This window comes from Pantoea sp. B65 (assembly GCF_047308185.1).
In the GTDB taxonomy this organism is placed as follows: Bacteria; Pseudomonadota; Gammaproteobacteria; order Enterobacterales; family Enterobacteriaceae; genus Erwinia.
Genome location: NZ_JAHXPU010000044.1, coordinates 314,116 through 333,978 on the forward strand (window position 1 = coordinate 314,116; position 19,863 = coordinate 333,978).

Sequence of the window (19,863 nt, forward strand, 5' to 3'; positions counted from 1 at the left end):
TGTTCTCATTACGCATATTTTTACGCAGCACCTGTCCCCGACGTAACGGAGATATCTTTATGATACAGACGCACCAGCTTATCCGGATAATCCAGCGCATCACCAATGTAATGCCAGCCAAAGCGCTCATAATAATCAGCACAGGCGGAATAAAGCCAGATCCCCGGATAATTATGTGCCTGACACCAGGCGATAACATGCTGCTGCAGTTGCTCGCTTAAGCCGCGACCGCGAAATTCTTCCGCCACATATAACGCCGCCAGCCACGGAAACAGATCCTGACGACTAATCAGGTCGCAGCGCCAGACGCCGACGGTACCCACCGGCTGCGCGCCATCCAGCGCCACAAAGGTCAGCGGCAGATCGGCGCCGCTCAGACAGCTGGTGATAATACTGGCAAAAAAGTCGCGGCTGTTTTCACTGCCAAACGCCTGCCACAGCCAGTCGGTGATCAGCTCGCGCTGCTGCGGCACCTCGGCCAGCGAAACAATACGTAGCGCCATCAGACCAGCTTCCCCTGAAAAATCGGCACCGATTCAAACAGGTAGCCGTCGAAATCCGGGGCATCCGCGTCGGACAGCTCCAGCAGGCTATGCTTGACGTTCTCCAGATGCTGCCACATCGCCTGCCAGGATCCCATTACATCGCGACGCCGCAAGGCGGCCAGAATGGTCTGGTGATCGCCCAGCCACTTCAGACGATAGCTGCGGGTTTCAATATGGCTGCGCAACTGCTGCCACAGCGGACTGCTTTCATGATGACGCCAGACGCTGTTCACCGTATCCAGCAGCATCTGGTTTTGCGTGGCGCCCGCCAGCAGCAGGTGAAACATCTTATCGTTATCCTGGCTGTAGTCATTTACCGCAATCGCGCGCTGTTCCTGCTCCAGCGTGCGCTTCAGGTTTTCAATATCGGCTTTGGTCGCCATTTTTGCCGCAAAGGCGGCGATATTGCTCTCCAGCAGCTGACGCGCCTGCAACATCTCAAACGGCCCGACGTCGCTGCGGAAAAACGCCTCTTCTTCATCACCGCTTTCCGAAGGAATACGCATTACGTAGACCCCGGAACTTTGTCGAATATCGACCGTGCCTTCCAGTTCCAGCATCAGCAACGCTTCACGCACAATAGTACGACTCACGCCCCAGGTTTCCGCGATATTACGTTCTGGCGGCAGGCGGGACCCCACCGGATAATGGCCGGCAATAATCTGCTGACGCAGATCGTGACCAATTTCCTGATACTGCTTCTTCTCTTGCGGAGGTGCGCCCTTATCCACTTAATCACCCTTAACCCATTGACGATGTTGATAATATCGCCGACTCGCTTCCGCTTCGGGGTGTGACGTTATCCGGGCCAGCGCACCGCGTCTGGCCCATCTGCGACGATATTGCCCCTAGTCTACCAAAGCCAGCGCCTGATCGAGTACTTTTGCGCCGTTGAGCGTGCCATAAGCTACCGAATCAATTACCGCAATCGGGATGTGATAACTATCGGTAAGCTTGCGATTTTCATCAAGTTTAAAGCGCACCTGCGGCCCGAGCAGCACCACTACCACCTCGTTGCCATAATTCTGCAGTTCATCACGCAGGTTTTGTTCCGCAATAGCATAAATTTGATACTCAAGACCGCGTGCCGTAGCCTCTTTCTCCATACGGGTCACTACCATAGAAGTCGACATACCTGCCGCGCAGGCGAGAACGATTCGTTTCATTTTCAGTTCCTTATTTCCATTCATCATCAAGCGTCAGCGTAAGCTGATGGCTGTCTCGCAGGCTGCGATACCAGTGGGCAGATTTCTTCATCCGGCGCTGGCGCTGGTTTGCCAGGTCGATTTCGATTAAGCCGTAACGGTTTTTAAAGGCGTTCATCGGCGAAACATTGTCGGTAAACGCCCATAACATATATCCCTGACAGTTGGCCCCCGCTTCACGCGCTTTCAGCGTCTGATACAGATGCTCTGCAATAAAGCCGATGCGGTAATCATCCTCAATCTGTCCGTCAGCATTTCTGAACTGCGCCTCGTTTTCGATGCCCATACCACTCTCGGCAACAAACCACGGAATGTTGCCGTACTCCTGTTTAATGCGCATCGCCATATCAAAGATAATCTCCGGCCGAATTTCCCAGCCACGGGAGTTATTCATCCGGCGGCCCGGCAGTTCAAAATGTTCGTAGTAATATGCCGGATGGAAGGGGGTGGACGGATGCCAGGCGCGGGATGGCGCCTTTACCCGATGGGGATAATAGAGGTTGATCCCCACTTCATCGACGCGGTAGTCGGCAATCAGCTGCAGTTCCGCGGCGTCGTACTCCCACGCCACCTGATGCTGCGCCAGCAAGGCGATCAGCTGCGCTGGATATTCGCCTTTGATCGCCGGATCGAGAAACACCCGGTTGTAAAACAGATCGTACATTTCTGCCGCCTGCAGATCATGAGGCGCAGTGGATCGGGGATAGGTCACTTCCGGATTAAGGATGGTGCCAACGGTGCCCGGATAACCCTTTTCACGAAATAGCCTGACCACTTTGGCGGTCGCCAGATTTTTATGGTGGTTCCACTGCATCCACTTCGCGGTGTTCTGTTCATACGGCCAGCGCAGCGCATCGAGATAAACCCGGGTTTGCACCACAATCGGCTCGTTAAAGGTGAACCAGCGCGTCACTTTATTGGCATAGCGCGCAAACACTTTTTCCGCATAGCCGGTGTACAGCTCCACCACTTTTTTCGAACCCCAGCCGCCATATTTTTCCAGCAATACCAGCGGCAGTTCGTAATGCTCCAGACAGAGCATCAGCTCAATCCCCTGCCGCTGCATCTCATCGATCAAATTGTCGTAATAGCGGGCGTACTCCTCATCGACCACCAGGTTTTCGTAGTCGGTGAGAAAGCGCGACCAGTTAATCGAGGTGCGGTAGTGCGTCAGCCCGGCGGCTTTCATCAGCGCCACATCTTCCCGGTAGCGGTTAATAAAATCGGTCGCCACCGCCGGGCCATAGCCGTTATGCCAGACATGGCGATCGTTCTGATACCAGCCATCGAGATACGACTCCTGCCCCGGTTTTTTACCGCTCCAGCCTTCGGTTTGCCAGGCAGATGCGGCAGCTCCGAGCATAAAGTCATCCGGTATGGTGACGGTTACCTTACTCATCATAGCTCCTGTTAGTTTTGCGCCATTTCTGGCTGCAGCGCTTTTTCTTCAGCGGCCTGCGCACGACGCGCGGCGATTTTGACAAAAGGTAAATAGATCACCACCGAGGTCAGAATGCAGACTATCTGAGTCACCACCGCGCCCATGGAACCGGCGGTAGAGAGCCAGGCGTTAATAATCGGCGGCGTCGTCCAGGGCACCATTACCACCGCCTTACCGGCAAAACCGGTAACGGTAGCGAAGTAGCCAATAGAGCCGGTCACCAGCGGGGTGATAATGAAGGGGATCGCCAGGATCGGATTCAGCATAATCGGCATGCCGAAGATCACCGGTTCATTGATATTAAACAGACCAGGTCCGAACGACAGCTTGGCGATTTCGCGCATCTCTTTACGTTTGGTGGCCAGCATCACCGCGGTTAGCAGACCAATAGTCAGACCGGATCCGCCGATGCTCATATACACATCCCAGAATGGCATGGTGATGATATTAGGCACCTCTTTGCCCTGCTCGAAGGCATTCATATTGACCAGAATCGCCCCCAGCAGCAGCGGCTCGCGGATCGGTTTGATCATCTGGTTGCCATGGATGCCGATCACCCAGAACAGCTGGGCAACAAACATCAGCAGCAGAATGCCCCACAGGCTCTGCACCACCGACTCCAGCGGCTGCTGTACCACTTTGTACACCGCATCATAGAGGTACATGCCGGTAACGCGGTGAAAGATAAAACCCAGAGTGGCAATGGCGGAGACGGTAATAATCGCCGGAATTAGCGCCGAAAACGATGCTGCGACATTCGGCGGTACGGTATCCGGCATTTTGATTTTCAGGCGATTGACATTTTCCAGCCGGCAGTAAATCTCCACCGACAGGATGGCGATAAACATGCCGAGGAACAGGCTTTTGGTATCAGAGAACTGTTTGGCCAGCACGTCGGTCACCAGTTGCATCTGACCACCAACCATCATCTGCAGCGTGGTTGGCGTCACGGCAATAAAACAGATAATCGCCAGTAAGCCGGGAAACAGCGTCTTAATACCATTGATCTTGCCCAGCTCAATCCCGATCAGAAACACCGCGCCGATATTCAGGAAACTGAGGGTGGCGTAGTTAACACTGGTGGTAATCGGTTTCAGTTCAGCAAGGAAAGAGAGCGCGGAGAAACTCGCCAGGCCATTTTTCGGGTCCAGCACCATATTGGAGATCAATACGGAAAAGGCCCCGACAATAATTACCGGCATCAGGGTAATAAACGATGCCTTGATCGCCATGATATAGCGGTAACTATTGAATTTAGTGGCGAAACTCCCCAGAGAGTCGATCAGACGTTCCTGTAGAGACATGAGTGATACCTCAAAGTAAAAGGGTCAGCATTCTGTTATGGGCCTGGTGGTGAGACTTCGCTCACCTGGCATACCAAAATTAACCAGTTTGATTTAATTTTCTGTGATTCATCTCTCGGAACCCTATTTTGGAATTCCAATAAGATGAAATTACATTATTTGGCATACCAATAACTGAGGTAAGTATGGATTTTGAACAAATCATGATGGAGTTGCTGATTAATGCCGGCGAGGCGCGTTCCCATGCGATGAGCGCCATCCAGTTCGCCCGCAAGCGCGAGTGGCAGAACGCAGATGAGGCTCTGGCGGCCTCAGTGGAAGCCGCAAAGGCCGCCCACCATATCCAGACCCGCCTGATTGGCGCCGATGAAGGGGTGGGGAAAGTACCGGTGACGCTGATCCTGGTGCATGCGCAGGATCATTTAATGAATGCGATGCTGTGCCGCGATCTGGCCGAAGAGATTGTGTTGCTGAGAAAGGAGATTTTTAGTCAGCCTGGCTAGCGGCAGCATCACTGCCGCCGCTGAACGGGTTGCGGGATCGCCTTTCAGGCGACCCGCCTGACTGGCATTACACCTCTAACGCCAGCAGTTCGGCAAAGGTCTGACGGCGACGGATTTCGCGCGGCAGGCCATTTTCAAACAGCACTTCCGGCAGTAACGGGCGGGTATTGTAGTTTGAGGACATCGATGCGCCATAGGCGCCGGTATCATGGAACACCAGATAATCACCCACCTGCACCGCAGGCAAATCACGGGTTTCCACTTTGCCGCCTTCCAGCTGAGTAAACACGTCTCCGGACTCGCATAATGGCCCGGCCACCACGCTGGCGATGGTCTGCTGCTGATCAATTTGGCGATTATCGCCGGCGATCACTGAGATATGGTGATAACTGCCGTACATCGCCGGACGCATCAGATCGTTAAAACCGGCATCCACCAGCACGAAGTGACGGCTGCCCATCGCTTTAACCGCGCGCACCTGCGATATCAGTACGCCAGACTCGGCGACCAGGAAACGTCCCGGCTCAATTTCCAGCTTCACCGCATGGCCAAGATGCGCGGCGATACGCTCACGCGCCGCATTCCACAGACCATAATAGTGTTCAGTATTAATGGCCTCTTCGCCAAAACGATAGGGAATGGATAAACCACCACCGGCAGAAATCGCCGCCAGATCCTGGCCGAAACCGATCACCAGATTAACCATGGCATCACAGACCTGTTCCAGATGCGTGTAGTCGACGCCAGAACCGATATGCATATGGATGCCCACCAGTTGCAGGCCGTACTGCGCGATCGCCGCCAGCGCCAGCGATAAATCGGTATGCCAGATGCCGTGCTTACTGTTTTCACCGCCGGTATTGGTTTTCTGGCTGTGACCATGGCCAAAACCGGGGTTAACACGCAGCCAGACGCGATGTCCGGGTGACACGGCGCCCAGTTGGTGCAGCATATCGACCGAACCGGCATTCACCGGGAGATTCAGTTCCACCACCCGCGCCAGGGTTGGCGTATCAAACACATCGGCAGTAAAGACAATCTCATCGCCGCCCGGCTGGAAACCCGCCACCAGGGCGCGCTCAATTTCCCCCAGCGACACCGAGTCCACTCTGACACCGGCCTGATGCATCAGACGCAAAATATGCGTATTGGAACAGGCTTTTTGCGCAAAGCGGATGATATCAAACTGCTGCAGCTGTGCGATGCGCTGCTGAATAATACTGGCATCATACGCCCAGACCGGGCAATCATACTGCTGTGCCAGAGTGAGCAGATGGTCGTGATTCAGTGCGGTTTCGGTGTTATTAAGCGGACGAGGCATGGCGATTCTCCTGATGTTGTCGCGCCATTACGCCACAGGCCAGTCTTGCTGAAAAATATCTGTTTAATCCATGTCTATGCAAATATGATATGGCTTTAGCCGACGGAACCTGAAAATGGCCACCATTACGCTCCGCCACATTGAGATTTTTCACGCGGTGATGACCAGCGGTAATCTGACAGAAGCAGCAGCGATGCTGCATACGTCACAACCGACGGTGAGTCGCGAGCTGGCGCGCTTTGAAAAACTGATTGGCCTGCGCCTGTTTGAACGGGTTCGTGGACGCCTGCAGCCAACGGTGCAGGGCTTACGTCTGTTTGAAGAGGTACAGCGCTCGTGGTACGGGCTGGATCGCATTATTAATGCGGCCGAAGGCCTGCGCCAGTTTCGTCAGGGCGAGCTGTCTGTCGCCTGCCTGCCGGTATTTTCCCAGTCACTGTTGCCGCTGCTGTGTCACTCATTCTTGCAGCGCTATCCCGATCTTAGCCTGAATATTATTCCGCAGGAGTCTCCGCTGCTGGAAGAGTGGCTGTCAGCGCAACGTCACGATCTGGGATTAACCGAAACCACCCTCACCCCGGCGGGCACCGATCGCATTGAGCTACTGACGCGCAACGAAGTCTGCGTATTACCGCGCGGGCACCGACTGGCGGCGCGTAGCGAACTTCAGCCACAGGATTTCGCCGCCGAAAACTATATCAGCCTGTCGCGTACCGACAGCTATCGCCAGTTGCTGGATCAACTGTTTGCCGAACATGGCGTGCAGCGGCGGATGGTGATGGAGACGCACAGTGCGGCCTCGGTCTGTGCAATGGTAAAAGCGGGGGTGGGTATCTCAGTGGTCAATCCGCTGACGGCGCTCGATTATGCCGACAGCGGAGTGGTGATCCGACGCTTCAGTGTGGCGGTCCCTTTTACCGTCAGCTTAATCCGGCCACGTCATCGTCCGGCGTCGGCGCTGGTGGATGCCTTCAGCCTGCATCTGCAACAGCATATCAGCCTGTTCAGCCAGCGCCTTGACGCGTTACTGGCTTAAGCGTTGACCGTTTGCGGCTGACCGCGTGAACCACGGAAGGTGATCAGGCAGACCAGCAAACCAATGGCTGCCAGCACCGCTGCCGCTACCGGCACCGCCGTCAGGCCATAGCCGCCACCAATGACCACGCCTCCGACCCAGGCGCCGAGCGCGTTGCCAACGTTAAACGCCGAAATATTCAGGGTCGATACCAGGTTTGGCGCGTCTTTACCATGGCGCACCACGTTAATCTGCAGGCCCGGCACCGTGGCAAAGGTCGCCATCGCCCACAGGAACAGGGTGATTTCCGCCAGCCACAGCGCATGGCTGGTCCAGCTAAACAGCAGCGAGAAGATGGCAATCAGCGAGAAACTTAATATCAGGCTGAATGAAACACGCCAGTCCGCCAGTTTGCCGCCAAGAATATTGCCCACCGTCAGACCGCCGCCAATCAGGAACAGCGTCCAGCTAACCCCCCGATCGCTAATGCCGGTCACCTGCAGCAACAGCGGCGCAATATAGCTGAACAGGGCAAACATTGCCGCGGCAAAAAACATGGTCATCATCAGTGACAGCCATAGCTTACCGTTGGCCAGCGCACCAATTTCGCTCGCCAGATGGACCGGTTTCTCCTGTTTGTTAACCGGCAGACTGACAATCAGCCCGATAAACGCCAGTACGCCAATTAGCGAAACCGCCCAGAAGGTGGCGCGCCAGCCAAACAACTGACCAAACCAGGTGCCCAGAGGTACGCCCAGCACGTTAGCCAGGGTTAAGCCGGTAAACATCAGCGCTACCGCCGATGCCTGTTTGCCGGGAGCCACCAGACTGGCCGCCACTACCGCACCAATGCCAAAGAAGGCGCCGTGACAAAGGGCAGTGATCACCCGAGCCAGCATCAGCAGATGGTAATTATAAGCCAGCGCACAAAGAATATTGCCGATAATAAAAATCGACATCAGAAGTACCAGCGTACGCTTACGCGGCAGTCTGGCGGTCAGCAACGCCATAATGGGCGCGCCAATCGCCACGCCGAGCGCGTAGCCGCTGATCAGCCAGCCGGCGGAAGGAATCGATACCTGAAGATCATTCGCCACTTCTGGTAGCAATCCCATAATGACAAATTCAGTTGTACCAATTGCGAACGCACTTAGCGCCAACGCCAGTAATGAAACAGGCATGTCACATTCTCCAAAAAAATAAATCGTTTGATCTTGCAGGTAGGATGTTTCTGAAAAAAAAACCGCTTTTAGCGCCGTTTTAATCACTATTACAATTTTGATCTCTGTCACAACGCTATTAATAACACAGCTGGCAATACAGTTACACCCCGCGTGGCGCAAGGGTGTATTGCCTGTGAGGCAACAGTCCCGACCGCTGGCGATCGGAAAAAGAGGAGTCACTATTCACTTTTATCAGGGTGCCTGAATAGCAGGCTAATGGAATTTTTATTCTAATCTCCATTCTAAACTTTATCCATTCGTAACATTACGCGTTAAGATTGATCCCAGTTTTAATCGTTTTGCAAATTTAACATTGTCATCCTGTCTGAGTTCTTTAGGCTTCGGTGCAGATTCAGCTTTAAAGAATATGGCCTTTCAGCCGATACCTTGCACATGGAATGTACCGGGTAAAAAAAGTTACGTTGCTTGATAATCAACGTCGGGGAGAAAAAATGCGACTGATTATAGCCTTATTGTTATTTGTGCTGAGTGGATGCTCAGTAGGGAAGTATCAGTACAGCAGTGAGGCTGAAAAAAGGGTTGATATGACTGTGACCGGGATCCCGACCATACTCGGGATTGGCACATTAGGCACGACTATACCGCTAACACCAGAATACAGCCTTACCGCAGCGCACGTGGCGAAGTTTTCAATGTACCGCGTGAAAGCCTACCATCCGGAATGCGATCTGGCCGTGGTTTATCACAAAAACAGCGAAGCCAGTCTGCAGCCTCACTTTCGCAACGGCAGAATGGGTGACCGGATAAATCTGTATGGATATAGTTTTATTTCTGCCATGCCGGTGGCATCCAGCGGCACCAATCTGGTGAATACCGGGCTGAAGAGCAACTGGAACAAACTGAGCTGCGTGGTGGTTGCTGCCAATGCAGGTGTGGTGCAGGGTATGTCGGGCGGTGCGGTATACAACGCTTCAGATGACAGTATTGGCGGGGTTATTGTTGGCTATAGTCGGGAAATTAACGATATTAAAACCGGCAAGACCTTGTACAAAGATGTGGCGCTGTATGTCCCTTACTCCCGCTTTAAGGACTGGCTGGACAGTACACTGAAATCTTAATTTGCACGCTATCTGACACGGGCGGCATCAATGCCGCCCCTGCAGATTGATGCTCAATGATCGAGCATAAATTGCACCGCCGCACTGGCATGGATCGCCGTGGTGTCAAATACCGCTAGCGGACTCTGTTGTTCATTCAGCAGCAGGCCAATTTCGGTACAGCCGAAAATCACCCCCTGCGCGCCCTCTGCTTTCAGCCGGGCAATCGCCTGCTGGAAAAACTGCCGTGACTGCGGACTAAACTGCCCGAGACAGAGTTCGGAAAAGATAATCTGATTAACTTTTTCTCTGGTGGCCGCATCAGGTATCAGCGTTTCAATTCCCGATAACTGCGTCAGCCGGCCCCGATAAAAATCCTGCTCCATGGTATAACGCGTGCCAAGTAATGCCACCCGCGTCATACCCGCGTGTTGAATCGCCTGCGCGGTACTATCAGCAATATGCAAAAACGGCAAACCGCTCTGTTGCACAATCGCATCGGCGACTTTATGCATGGTGTTTGTACAGAGCACAATCCCTTCCGCTCCTGCCGCCTTTAATGCCAGTGCCGCATCCGCCAGCATCTGCCCGGCCAGTGGCCAGTCGCCGCTGGACTGACAGCGTTCAATCTCATGAAAATCAACGTTGTACAGCACCAGCTTTGCCGAGTGCAGGCCACCCAGCCGCTGTTTAATCCCCTGGTTAATCATCCGGTAGTAAGGCACGGTTGATTCCCAGCTCATACCACCAATCAGTCCCAGTGTTTTCATCAGGCGCCCTTTTTCCCCGCCGGTTTTATGCTATCCGGCAAACCATTATGCTCGCCAAATTGCTGTTCGGGTACATCACTCCAGCGATCTTCACGGCTTGCTTCATACTGCGGGTTTTTCGGGTAATAGATGCGGTTTTCCACTTTACTGGCTTCACCAATCACCATCAGTCGCGCTTCGTGCTGGCTGTTATTGATAAAGGTATGGCAGATGCCGGTACCGGCGGGAAACGCCACCGCATCTCCAGGTTGCAGCGCAAACAGTTCCCCATTGATCCAGGCATGCGGATGCCCTTCCAGCACATAGACGAACTCCTCTTCGGCGCTCTCAGCGTGGGGATAAGACATCCGCCGGCCCGGCAGCAGACGTTCATGGTGAATACCGATACGCGTCAGGCCGAGCCGATAGCTCAGGGTGGCGCTAATCGACATCAGCTCATCACTGTCGGGATAGTGTTCATTATCTTCTCCCTCAAGTTCACGCCAGTTACGGATGAAATCGGGGCGAGGTTTGACAGTCATCGGATTTCCCCTCCGCTGTGGCGACGGGTATAAGTGGTACTGGTCATGCGCCCCCCGGGGAAGTAGACAGGTTGTTACATTTATAAGCTACTACAACCCGGCACACAGGGTAAAGAGCCCAAAAAAGACAAAAAAAACGGCCAGCATCAGCTGACCGTTATGCGCGTGGCGTCCGCTTACTTATTAGTTGGACGCAGCGCCGGGAACAGGATTACGTCACGGATGGTATGGCTGTTGGTAAACAGCATTACCATCCGGTCGATACCAATGCCCAGACCGGCAGTCGGTGGCAGACCGTGCTCCAGCGCGGTGACATAGTCTTCGTCATAGAACATCGCTTCATCATCACCGGCATCTTTCGCATTCACCTGCTGGGCAAAGCGCTCAGCCTGATCTTCTGCATCATTCAGCTCGGAGAAGCCGTTACCAATTTCACGGCCGCCGATAAAGAACTCAAAGCGGTCAGTGATTTCCGGGTTGTCGTCATTACGACGCGCCAGCGGCGATACTTCCGCCGGGTATTCGGTGATAAAGGTCGGCTGGATCAGATGGCTTTCGGCGGTCTCTTCGAAGATCTCAGTCACTACGCGGCCGAGACCCCAGCTCTTCTCAATTTTGATACCGAGAGCGCTGGCAATAGCGGAGGCTTTTGCCATATCGTCGAGATCCGCCAGATTGGTTTCCGGACGATATTTCAGAATGGCTTCTTTCATCGTCAGTTTTTCAAACGGCTTGCCAAAGTCAAACTGCTGATCGCCATACGGCACTACCGTAGTACCCAGTACATTTTGCGCCAGGGTACGGAACAGACTCTCGGTCAGTTCGATCAGATCTTTATAATCCGCATACGCCATATAGAGTTCCATCATGGTGAACTCAGGGTTGTGGCGCGGCGAAATACCCTCGTTACGGAAGTTACGGTTGATCTCAAATACGCGATCAAAACCACCCACCACCAGACGCTTCAGATACAGCTCCGGGGCAATACGCAGGTACATATCAATATCCAGCGCATTGTGATGGGTGATAAACGGACGCGCAGAAGCGCCGCCTGGGATCACCTGCATCATTGGGGTTTCCACTTCCATAAAGTCGCGACCAACCATAAACTGGCGAATACCGGCCATGATTTGTGAACGCACTTTAAAGGTGTTGCGTGATTCGTCGTTAGCAATCAGATCGAGGTAACGCTGACGGTAACGGGTTTCCTGATCGGCCAGACCATGAAACTTGTCCGGCAGCGGACGCAGGGCCTTGGTCAGTAAACGCAGTTCGCTACAATGAATCGACAGTTCGCCGGTTTTGGTTTTGAACAGCTTACCGCGCGCGCCGAGGATATCGCCCAGGTCCCATTTTTTAAACTGCTCGTTGTAGTGACCTTCTGGCAGATCATCGCGCGCCACATACAGCTGTATACGGCCACCAACGTCCTGCAGGGTAACAAATGACGCTTTACCCATAATGCGGCGCGTCATCATACGGCCCGCCACGCTGACCTCAATGTTCAGTTCTTCCAGCTCTTCATTCTGTTTGCCGTCAAATTCGGCATGCAGCTGGTCAGAAGTACGATCGCGGCGGAAATCGTTCGGAAACGCCACGCCATTGTCACGCAGCGCGCTGAGCTTTTCGCGACGCGCTTTCAGTTCGTTGTTAAGCTCAACTGCGGCATCAGCAGCACCCTGCGGTTGTTGTTCAGACATGTCGGTTCCTTATAACCCTGCTTTCAAACTTGCTTCAATAAATCGATCCAGATCGCCATCCAGTACCGCCTGGGTATTGCGTGTTTCCACACCGGTACGCAGATCTTTGATGCGTGAATCATCAAGGACGTAAGAACGAATCTGGCTGCCCCAGCCGATATCGGACTTGGTTTCTTCAAGCGCCTGTTTTTCAGCATTTTTCTTCTGCATTTCCAGCTCATACAGCTTCGCTTTCATCTGCTTCATGGCCTGATCTTTGTTCTTATGCTGAGAACGGTCGTTCTGACACTGGGTCACGGTATTGGTCGGGATATGGGTAATACGCACCGCGGATTCAGTACGGTTAACGTGCTGACCACCGGCGCCCGAGGCGCGATAGACGTCGATACGCAGGTCTGCCGGATTGATTTCAATATCAATATCATCATCCACTTCAGGATAGACAAAGGCAGAGCTAAATGAGGTATGGCGACGGCCACCGGAATCGAACGGGCTTTTACGCACCAGGCGATGAACGCCGGTTTCGGTCCGTAACCAGCCAAAAGCATAATCACCGCTGATACGCAGTGTCGCGGACTTGGTGCCGGCCACATCGCCATCAGACTCTTCGATGATTTCAGTTTTGAAGCCTTTGGCTTCGGCCCAGCGCAGGTACATACGAACCAGCATACTGGCCCAGTCCTGCGCTTCAGTACCGCCGGAACCGGCCTGAATATCGATATAGCAATCAGCGCTGTCGTATTCGCCAGAGAACATGCGGCGGAATTCCAGTTCGCCCAGTTTTTTCTCCAGCCCATCCAGCTCGCTGACCGCTTCGTTAAAGGTATCTTCATCGTCGGCTTCGACCGCCAGTTCCAGCAGGCCAGCCACATCTTCCAGACCTTGCGACATCTGGTCGAGTGTTTCGACGATAGCCTCTAGCGTTGAACGCTCTTTGCCCAGCGCTTGCGCACGTTCCGGATCGTTCCAGACGTCAGACTGTTCAAGTTCCGCGTTTACTTCTTCGAGGCGTTCTTTCTTAGCATCGTAGTCAAAGATACCCCCGAAGAACGTCGCTGCGCTCCGTGAGATCCTGAATACGGTTTTTTACCGGATTAATTTCAAACATGGTTAAGAATCTTTATTTAGGAATGTCTGTAATATAACGGGGCAGTTTAACTGAATTACCGCGCGGTTTGTAGCACTGAACACGTCAAAGACGTGTTCAGTGCATCCAGGGGTCGCATTTATGCGACCCGTCAAAGACGTGTTCAGTGCATCCAGGGGGCGCATTTATGCGACCCGCAATTATAGCGGCCATAAATGTTCAATAATCAACTGCACATTACGGTTACCGCGAAACTCATTAACGTCGAGCTTATAAGCCAGTTCAACCTGTCGGATACTCGGATCGGGCCAGAGCGCAGTATCAATATTAAACGCGATACCATCCAGCAGCGGACCGCCGCCCAGGGGTTCCAGCATCACTTTTAAATGGCGCTCGCCCACCAGCCGCTGCTGCAACAATTTAAACTTGCCATCGAAAATCGGCTCCGGGAACGCCTGCCCCCAGGGGCCGGCTTCACGCAGCAGTTCCGCCGTTGGCAACGTCAGCTCCTGCGCCGCTAACTCGCCGTCAGACCAGATCACGCCGTGCAGCGTGTCGGCATCCAGCCACTCACCGACCAGCTCGGCAAAGCGCTGGCTAAACTCTTCAAAACGCGCCTCCTGCAGCGACAGCCCGGCCGCCATCGCATGGCCGCCAAACTTCAGCACTAAGCCCGGATGCAGCGTATCAATACGCTCTAACGCATCGCGCATATGTAATCCTGACACTGAACGTCCGGAGCCTTTTAGTATGCCATCACCGGCTGGCGCAAAGGCAATCACCGGGCGATGGAAACGCTCTTTCAGCCGCGAAGCCAGTATGCCCACCACCCCCTGATGCCACTCGGGGTGATACATGGCAATACCGAGCGGCAATGCGTCGCTGTTGCGTTCCAGCTGGTCACAAAGCGTCAGCGCTTCCGCCTGCATGCCCTGCTCAATCTCTTTACGCGTCTGATTCAGCGCATCCAGCTCATGCGCCAGCATGCGCGCCTGCGCCACGTCCTCCGTCAGCAGCAACGCCACGCCGACCGACATATCATCCAGTCGGCCAGCGGCATTAAGACGCGGTCCGAGGGCGAATCCGAGGTCGCTGGCCGCCAGCTGACGCGCATCACGCGCGGAAATCTCCAGTAAGGCGCGAATGCCAGGCCGACATTTACCGGCACGAATACGGCTTAGCCCCTGCCAGACCAGAATGCGGTTGTTGGCATCCAGCGGCACCACATCCGCCACGGTGCCCAGCGCCACCAGGTCGAGCAGTTCGGCAAGATTCGGCACCGCCATTCCCTGCTCAAACCAGCCCTGTTCACGCAGATGCGCACGTAGCGCCAGCATCAGATAAAACGCGACGCCGACACCGGCCAGCGAGCGTGACGGAAAGGTGCAGTCCACAAGATTAGGATTAACAATAGCTTCCGCTGCCGGCAGGGTTTCACCCGGTAAGTGGTGATCGGTGATCACCACCGGGATACCCTTCTGCTGCGCGCAAACCACGCCGGCCAGCGACGAAATACCGTTATCCACGGTGACGATCAGTTCCGCCCCGCGCGCCGCCGCCTGTTCCACCACCTCCGGGCTCAGGCCATAGCCGTCTTCGAAACGATTAGGCACCAGATATTCAATATTGCGGCCACCCATACTGCGTAACGCCAGCACGGTCAGCGCGGTACTGGTGGCGCCATCAGCATCAAAATCACCGACGATCATAATACGCTGCTGCCTGGCCAGCGCCTGGTGCAGAATCCCGACGGCGCGCTGAATGCCGTTCAGCGACTGAAACGGCAGCAGATATTTAGCCCCACGCTCCAGTTCACTGGCCTGCTGTATACCGCGATGGCTATACAAACGGCGCAATAACGGATGAAGTTCTGCCGGTAGTTGCGTTGCGTCCGCCGCCTGACGGCGACGAAGTTGAGTTGGTTTATTCACTGAAACTTAGCCACCGCGTTTCTGACTATCAAGCATCTGCTTCATCTCTTGCGGCCCCTGATAACCGGGTACCATGATGCCGTTATCCAGCAAAATAGCAGGCGTGCCCTGAATACCGTACAGCACGCCGAGTTTGTAGTGTTCATCAAGGTTAATTTTACAGTCGGCAGGTGATATCTCTTCACCCTTCATCGCAGCGTCAAACGATTTCTTACGATCCGCCGTACACCAGATCGACTTCATCTCTTTTTCCGTCGGGCTGTTCAGCCCCTGACGCGGGAATGCCAGATAGCGCACGGTAATCCCCAGCGCGTTGTAGTCGGCCATCTGTTCGTGCAGTTTACGACAGTAACCACAGGTGATATCGGTAAACACAGTAATCACATGCTGCTCTTTTGCCGCCTTGTAAACGATCATCTCACTGGTCAGCGCGTCGACTTTTTTCTCCAGCAGCTTATTAGTGACATTCACCGGCTGCGTGCCGCTGACGTCATACAGCGGCCCCTGAATAAAGTGTTTACCGTCTTCGGAAACATATAGCACGCCGCTTTCAGTCAGTACGGTTTTAGTACCGGCTAACGGCGACGACTGAATCTCAATTTGCTGTAAACCCAGCTTCTTTAGTGAAGCCTGGATTGCCGCATCATCTGCCCGGGCAACGCCAGTGACTGACGCAAGCAGTAGTGATATCAGCATAAAACGCTTTTTCATATTGGTCCTTAATCCTAACTTTCACGCCGGCGCCTCAGGCACGCGGATGATGCTTTTGATGTAACTGACGCAGCCGCTCGGTGGCGACATGCGTATAAATTTGTGTCGTCGACAGATCACTATGGCCTAACAGCATCTGTACGACACGTAAATCCGCCCCATGGTTCAGCAGATGGGTAGCAAAGGCGTGACGCAGCACATGCGGCGATAATTTTTCGCTGTCTATAGCGGCCAGCGTCGCATAATACTTAATTCGATGCCAAAAAGTTTGTCGCGTCATATGCTGCGCACGGTTGCTGGGGAACAGTACATCACTTGTCTGACCATTCATCAGCCACGGCCGACCATACTCGATAAACTGCTCGATCCAGTACACCGCTTCTTCTCCCAGCGGTACCAGACGCTCTTTATTGCCTTTACCGATCACCCGCACTACCCCCTGACGCAGACTGACATCACTCAGATTTAAGCCTACCAGTTCTGAGACGCGAAGTCCGGTAGCGTACAACAGCTCCAGCATCGCCTTATCGCGCAGTTCAATCGGTTGTTCGGTACCCGGCGCCTGCAACAGACGTTCAATCTGCGCCTCAGAGAGATCTTTCGGCAGACGCTGCGGCAGCTTGGGTGATGAAAGTAGCGCGCTCGGGTCGTCATCGCGCTGTTTCTCGCGGTAGAGGTATTGAAACAAACGTCGCATAGCGCTCAGCAAACGCGCTGAGCTACTGGCTTTGTACCCCCCTTCCAGCCGTTCGGCGAGAAAGGATTGCAAATCAACCGCTTCAGCATTGAGCAGCGAACGCTCATGATGCTGCAGCCAGTCGGTCAGCGCCTGCAAATCCAGACGGTAGGATGTCAGCGTGTTCTGCGCAAGATTGCGTTCAATCCATAGCGCATCCAGAAATTGCTCGATCAAATCGGTATCCTGCACTGCTGCCTCATTATCAGTAAGCATTACTGCTCATTATGCCTGATCCCTGCCCGGTTCTGATACAATCAGCCTAATTGCATTAAGAATGAGTTTTCCCGGCATGAAAATAGGCCTTTTTTACGGCTCCAGTACCTGCTATACCGAAATGGCAGCGGAAAAAATGCGTGACTTTATCGGTGAAGAACTGGTTACGCTGCACAATCTGAAAGATGATTCGCCCACCCTGATGGAACAGTATGACCTGTTGATTATGGGCATTCCAACCTGGGATTTTGGCGAACTGCAGGAAGATTGGGAAGCCGTCTGGAGCGATATTCCGTCGCTAAACTTAACTGGCAAAGTGGTGGCTCTGTACGGAATGGGCGACCAGCTCGGCTATGGCGAATGGTTCCTTGATGCCCTCGGCATGCTGCACGACTTGCTGACACCGATGGGCGTCACCTTTATTGGCTACTGGCCGCTGGAAGGCTACGAGTTTACCAGCCGAAAACCGCTCACCAGCGATGGCAAACAGTTTGTCGGCCTGGCGCTGGACGATGTGAATCAGTATGACGTCAGCGACGAACGCATCGAACAGTGGTGTGAACAGGTACTGACGGAAATGGCCGATCTGCTGTAACGGGCAGCGACAATGCCGTTACCCGAGCGGGGACAAATCCTGGCGCGGACAGCGTAGTGCTGGCCGCAGGGCCAGGCGGCCATTTATTGCTTATCAGCCGTACCGCTAAGCAAACATTGCCGCAGTTGACGCCAGGCAGCTTCATCCATACTGTCACGCACCAGCCACAAACGCTCACGCTGGCCTTTATTATCCCGCAAGCTCAATAAGATACTTTGCCCAATCAGCCACGGGCGCCGGGTGATATCCCACTCCTGCCGGCGCCAGCGCAAACGCCGTTGGTTCAGCAGGGCAATCGCCCCTTCGCGACGACGAATACGCCGCTGGCTGCGAACACTCTCCAGTACCACCAGTGTCAGTAGCACCATCCACACCACGGTATAATTGGGTGGCCAGGGCGCCAGTAACAGCAGCAGAATAACCGTGCCGTGCAGCAACAGTGATACCCACTGTGCTTGCCAGGAAATACGCAGATCAGATTGCCACAGGACCACGTTGTTTGTTTCTCAATTGGATCAGTTTAACCATGCGTTTCAGCTCGGGATCGGCAGGTTCGCCATGATTCATCAGCCAGTTGAACAGATCCGGGTCGTCACTCTCCAGCAGCTTAATAAATGCCTGCTTTTCACCGTCGTTTAACGAGTCATATTCATACTCGAAGAACGGCATAATGGAGATATCCAGCTCACGCATGCCGCGACGGCAGGCCCAGTGAACGCGTGCTTTGTTGTTAATATCCATTTTCCAACCATTAGTTAGCCAAACATGGCCGCTAGTTTAGCGCTTTTTAAGCAAAATGCGCGATACGCAAATTTCGCCTCTGCGGCATAACACGCAAAGCGCAGCCAGCCAGACGCAGGAATAACACGCGTTTTGTGCGTCGTTGCCTGAAAACAGGTTGCAATGCAAGTGGGCTCTTTTAACATGAGCAACATATTGATGGCTTTTGAACCCTCCATTCAGGATATAACTATGCCAACCTTTACTTTACCGCCCCGTCAGCCTGTGGCCTCAGCGCGTCTGCCGCTCACGCTGATTTCGCTCGAAGATTGGGCGCTGGCGACCGTACAGGGTCAGGACAGCGTCAGTTATTTGCAAGGCCAGGTGACGCTCGATATCACCACACTGACTGCCGAACAGCATCTTCCCTGCGCCCACTGCGATGCCAAAGGGAAGATGTGGAGTAATCTGCGCCTGTTTCATCGCGGTGAAGGCTTCGCTTATATTGAGCGCCGCAGCCTGCGAGAGACGCAGATCGCCGAATTAAAAAAATATGCGGTGTTCTCGAAAGTGATTATTGCCGCCGACGATGAGTCCGTGCTGCTTGGCGTCGCTGGTTTTCAGGCGCGCGGCGCGCTGGCCGGCCTGTTTAGTCAACTGCCGGATGCCGCAACGCCGGTGGTACAGCAGGACGAGACTACCCTGCTGTGGTTTGCCCACCCGGCCGAGCGTTTTCTGCTGGTCACCAGCGCAACCCAGGCCGAGGCCATCCGGCAAAAACTGGCGGGTGAAGCGCAATTCAATGACAGCGCGCAATGGCTGGCGCTGAATATTGAAGCGGGCTTGCCAGTTATTGATGACAAGAACAGCGCCCAGTTTATTCCGCAGGCCACTAACCTGCAGGCGCTGGATGCAATTAGCTTTAAAAAAGGCTGTTACACCGGTCAGGAGATGGTGGCGCGGGCGAAGTTCCGCGGCGCGAATAAGCGCGCGTTGTTCTGGCTGGCGGGCAGCGCCAGTCACGTTCCGCAAGCCGGTGACTCACTGGAATTGCAGCTGGGTGAAAACTGGCGTCGCACCGGGACTGTTCTGGCGGCAACCCAGCTGGATAATGGCGAAGTCTGGGTTCAGGCGGTACTGAATAACGATCTGGAAGCGGATAGCGTGCTGCGGGTGCACGGTGATGAAGGCGGCAAGTTAGCGATTCAGCCACTGCCTTATAGCATTACCTGATATCAGCAGCGCCGGCGGGGCAGTGATG

General features: G+C 54.1%; 21 protein-coding genes. 5 read left to right on the plus strand and 16 right to left on the minus strand.

Annotated elements, in window-relative coordinates; all coding sequences use genetic code 11:
• Positions 1-20: 20 nt before the first annotated feature.
• From JWF83_RS23965 to JWF83_RS23985, 5 genes are all read right to left on the minus strand, one after another.
• Positions 21-503 carry a GNAT family N-acetyltransferase gene (locus tag JWF83_RS23965; RefSeq protein WP_413653007.1) on the minus strand — a complete coding sequence of 161 codons (483 nt, stop codon included), beginning with the start codon at positions 501-503 and terminating at the stop codon, positions 21-23.
• Entirely contained in the window at positions 503-1,276 is a 774-nt protein-coding gene (locus JWF83_RS23970) for an FCD domain-containing protein (protein ID WP_413653008.1), read from the minus strand. Before JWF83_RS23970 ends, JWF83_RS23965 begins: the two co-directional genes overlap by 1 nt.
• A 117-nt stretch (positions 1,277-1,393) precedes the next feature.
• A complete protein-coding gene (locus JWF83_RS23975) occupies positions 1,394-1,711 on the minus strand; it encodes a PTS sugar transporter subunit IIB (protein WP_413653009.1) in 318 nt (105 codons plus the stop codon).
• 10 nt (positions 1,712-1,721) lie between these two features.
• On the minus strand, positions 1,722-3,149 hold the full coding sequence (locus tag JWF83_RS23980; protein ID WP_413653048.1) for a glycoside hydrolase family 1 protein: 1,428 nt from the start codon (positions 3,147-3,149) through the stop codon (positions 1,722-1,724).
• A gap of 11 nt (positions 3,150-3,160) precedes the next feature.
• Entirely contained in the window at positions 3,161-4,495 is a 1,335-nt protein-coding gene (locus JWF83_RS23985) for a PTS sugar transporter subunit IIC (RefSeq protein WP_413653010.1), read from the minus strand.
• A gap of 185 nt (positions 4,496-4,680) precedes the next feature.
• Here JWF83_RS23985 and JWF83_RS23990 point away from each other — a divergent pair, with 185 nt between their 5' ends.
• The gene (locus JWF83_RS23990; RefSeq protein ID WP_413653011.1) at positions 4,681-4,998 is read left to right on the plus strand and encodes a PTS lactose/cellobiose transporter subunit IIA; all 318 of its coding nucleotides are present in this window, start codon (positions 4,681-4,683) and stop codon (positions 4,996-4,998) included.
• A gap of 67 nt (positions 4,999-5,065) precedes the next feature.
• Here JWF83_RS23990 and lysA read toward each other — a convergent pair whose 3' ends face one another.
• Entirely contained in the window at positions 5,066-6,319 is a 1,254-nt protein-coding gene (gene lysA, locus JWF83_RS23995; RefSeq protein WP_413653012.1) for a diaminopimelate decarboxylase, read from the minus strand.
• A 115-nt stretch (positions 6,320-6,434) separates the two neighbouring features.
• Here lysA and JWF83_RS24000 point away from each other — a divergent pair, with 115 nt between their 5' ends.
• Positions 6,435-7,355, plus strand: coding sequence for a LysR family transcriptional regulator (locus JWF83_RS24000; RefSeq protein ID WP_413653013.1), 921 nt, complete (start codon positions 6,435-6,437; stop codon positions 7,353-7,355).
• Here JWF83_RS24000 and JWF83_RS24005 read toward each other — a convergent pair.
• On the minus strand, positions 7,352-8,515 hold the full coding sequence (locus JWF83_RS24005) for an MFS transporter (protein ID WP_413653014.1): 1,164 nt from the start codon (positions 8,513-8,515) through the stop codon (positions 7,352-7,354). The two genes, JWF83_RS24000 and JWF83_RS24005, sit on opposite strands and share 4 nt — an antisense overlap.
• Before the next feature lie 494 nt (positions 8,516-9,009).
• Here JWF83_RS24005 and JWF83_RS24010 point away from each other — a divergent pair, with 494 nt between their 5' ends.
• Positions 9,010-9,636, plus strand: a complete 627-nt coding sequence (locus tag JWF83_RS24010; RefSeq protein WP_413653015.1) for a serine protease — start codon at positions 9,010-9,012, stop codon at positions 9,634-9,636.
• A gap of 53 nt (positions 9,637-9,689) precedes the next feature.
• On the opposite strand, the gene JWF83_RS24015 is transcribed toward JWF83_RS24010, so the two are convergent.
• From JWF83_RS24015 to xerD, 7 genes are all read right to left on the minus strand, one after another.
• The gene (locus JWF83_RS24015) at positions 9,690-10,385 is read right to left on the minus strand and encodes an amino acid racemase (protein WP_413653016.1); all 696 of its coding nucleotides are present in this window, start codon (positions 10,383-10,385) and stop codon (positions 9,690-9,692) included.
• Positions 10,385-10,906, minus strand: a complete 522-nt coding sequence (locus JWF83_RS24020; RefSeq protein WP_413653017.1) for a cupin domain-containing protein — start codon at positions 10,904-10,906, stop codon at positions 10,385-10,387. The genes JWF83_RS24015 and JWF83_RS24020 overlap by 1 nt, the downstream gene beginning before the upstream one ends.
• A 176-nt stretch (positions 10,907-11,082) precedes the next feature.
• A complete protein-coding gene (gene lysS, locus JWF83_RS24025; protein WP_413653018.1) occupies positions 11,083-12,606 on the minus strand; it encodes a lysine--tRNA ligase in 1,524 nt (507 codons plus the stop codon).
• 9 nt (positions 12,607-12,615) lie between these two features.
• Positions 12,616-13,714 (minus strand): peptide chain release factor 2 gene (gene prfB, locus JWF83_RS24030; RefSeq protein WP_413653019.1). Its coding sequence is split into 2 segments (ribosomal slippage): positions 12,616-13,638 and positions 13,640-13,714, totalling 1,098 coding nucleotides; the frame shifts between segments, so codons are not numbered across the junction.
• 179 nt (positions 13,715-13,893) lie between these two features.
• Positions 13,894-15,624 (minus strand): single-stranded-DNA-specific exonuclease RecJ, encoded by a 1,731-nt coding sequence (gene recJ / locus JWF83_RS24035; RefSeq protein WP_413653020.1) that lies wholly within the window; start codon positions 15,622-15,624, stop codon positions 13,894-13,896.
• 6 nt (positions 15,625-15,630) lie between these two features.
• On the minus strand, positions 15,631-16,335 hold the full coding sequence (gene dsbC / locus JWF83_RS24040; protein WP_413653021.1) for a bifunctional protein-disulfide isomerase/oxidoreductase DsbC: 705 nt from the start codon (positions 16,333-16,335) through the stop codon (positions 15,631-15,633).
• Positions 16,336-16,369: 34 nt separating this feature from the next.
• Positions 16,370-17,287, minus strand: a complete 918-nt coding sequence (gene xerD, locus JWF83_RS24045) for a site-specific tyrosine recombinase XerD (protein ID WP_413653022.1) — start codon at positions 17,285-17,287, stop codon at positions 16,370-16,372.
• 76 nt (positions 17,288-17,363) lie between these two features.
• Here xerD and fldB point away from each other — a divergent pair, with 76 nt between their 5' ends.
• Positions 17,364-17,882, plus strand: a complete 519-nt coding sequence (gene fldB / locus JWF83_RS24050) for a flavodoxin FldB (RefSeq protein WP_413653023.1) — start codon at positions 17,364-17,366, stop codon at positions 17,880-17,882.
• 83 nt (positions 17,883-17,965) lie between these two features.
• Here fldB and JWF83_RS24055 read toward each other — a convergent pair whose 3' ends face one another.
• Both JWF83_RS24055 and sdhE read right to left on the minus strand, forming a co-directional pair.
• Positions 17,966-18,376: a protein YgfX gene (locus JWF83_RS24055; protein ID WP_413653024.1), complete on the minus strand. Its 411-nt coding sequence runs from the start codon at positions 18,374-18,376 to the stop codon at positions 17,966-17,968.
• Complete coding sequence (gene sdhE, locus JWF83_RS24060; RefSeq protein ID WP_413653025.1) at positions 18,357-18,623, minus strand: FAD assembly factor SdhE; 267 nt, start codon at positions 18,621-18,623, stop codon at positions 18,357-18,359. The genes JWF83_RS24055 and sdhE overlap by 20 nt, the downstream gene beginning before the upstream one ends.
• A gap of 231 nt (positions 18,624-18,854) precedes the next feature.
• Here sdhE and ygfZ point away from each other — a divergent pair, with 231 nt between their 5' ends.
• Complete coding sequence (gene ygfZ / locus JWF83_RS24065; RefSeq protein WP_413653026.1) at positions 18,855-19,835, plus strand: tRNA-modifying protein YgfZ; 981 nt, start codon at positions 18,855-18,857, stop codon at positions 19,833-19,835.
• Positions 19,836-19,863 lie beyond the last annotated feature (28 nt).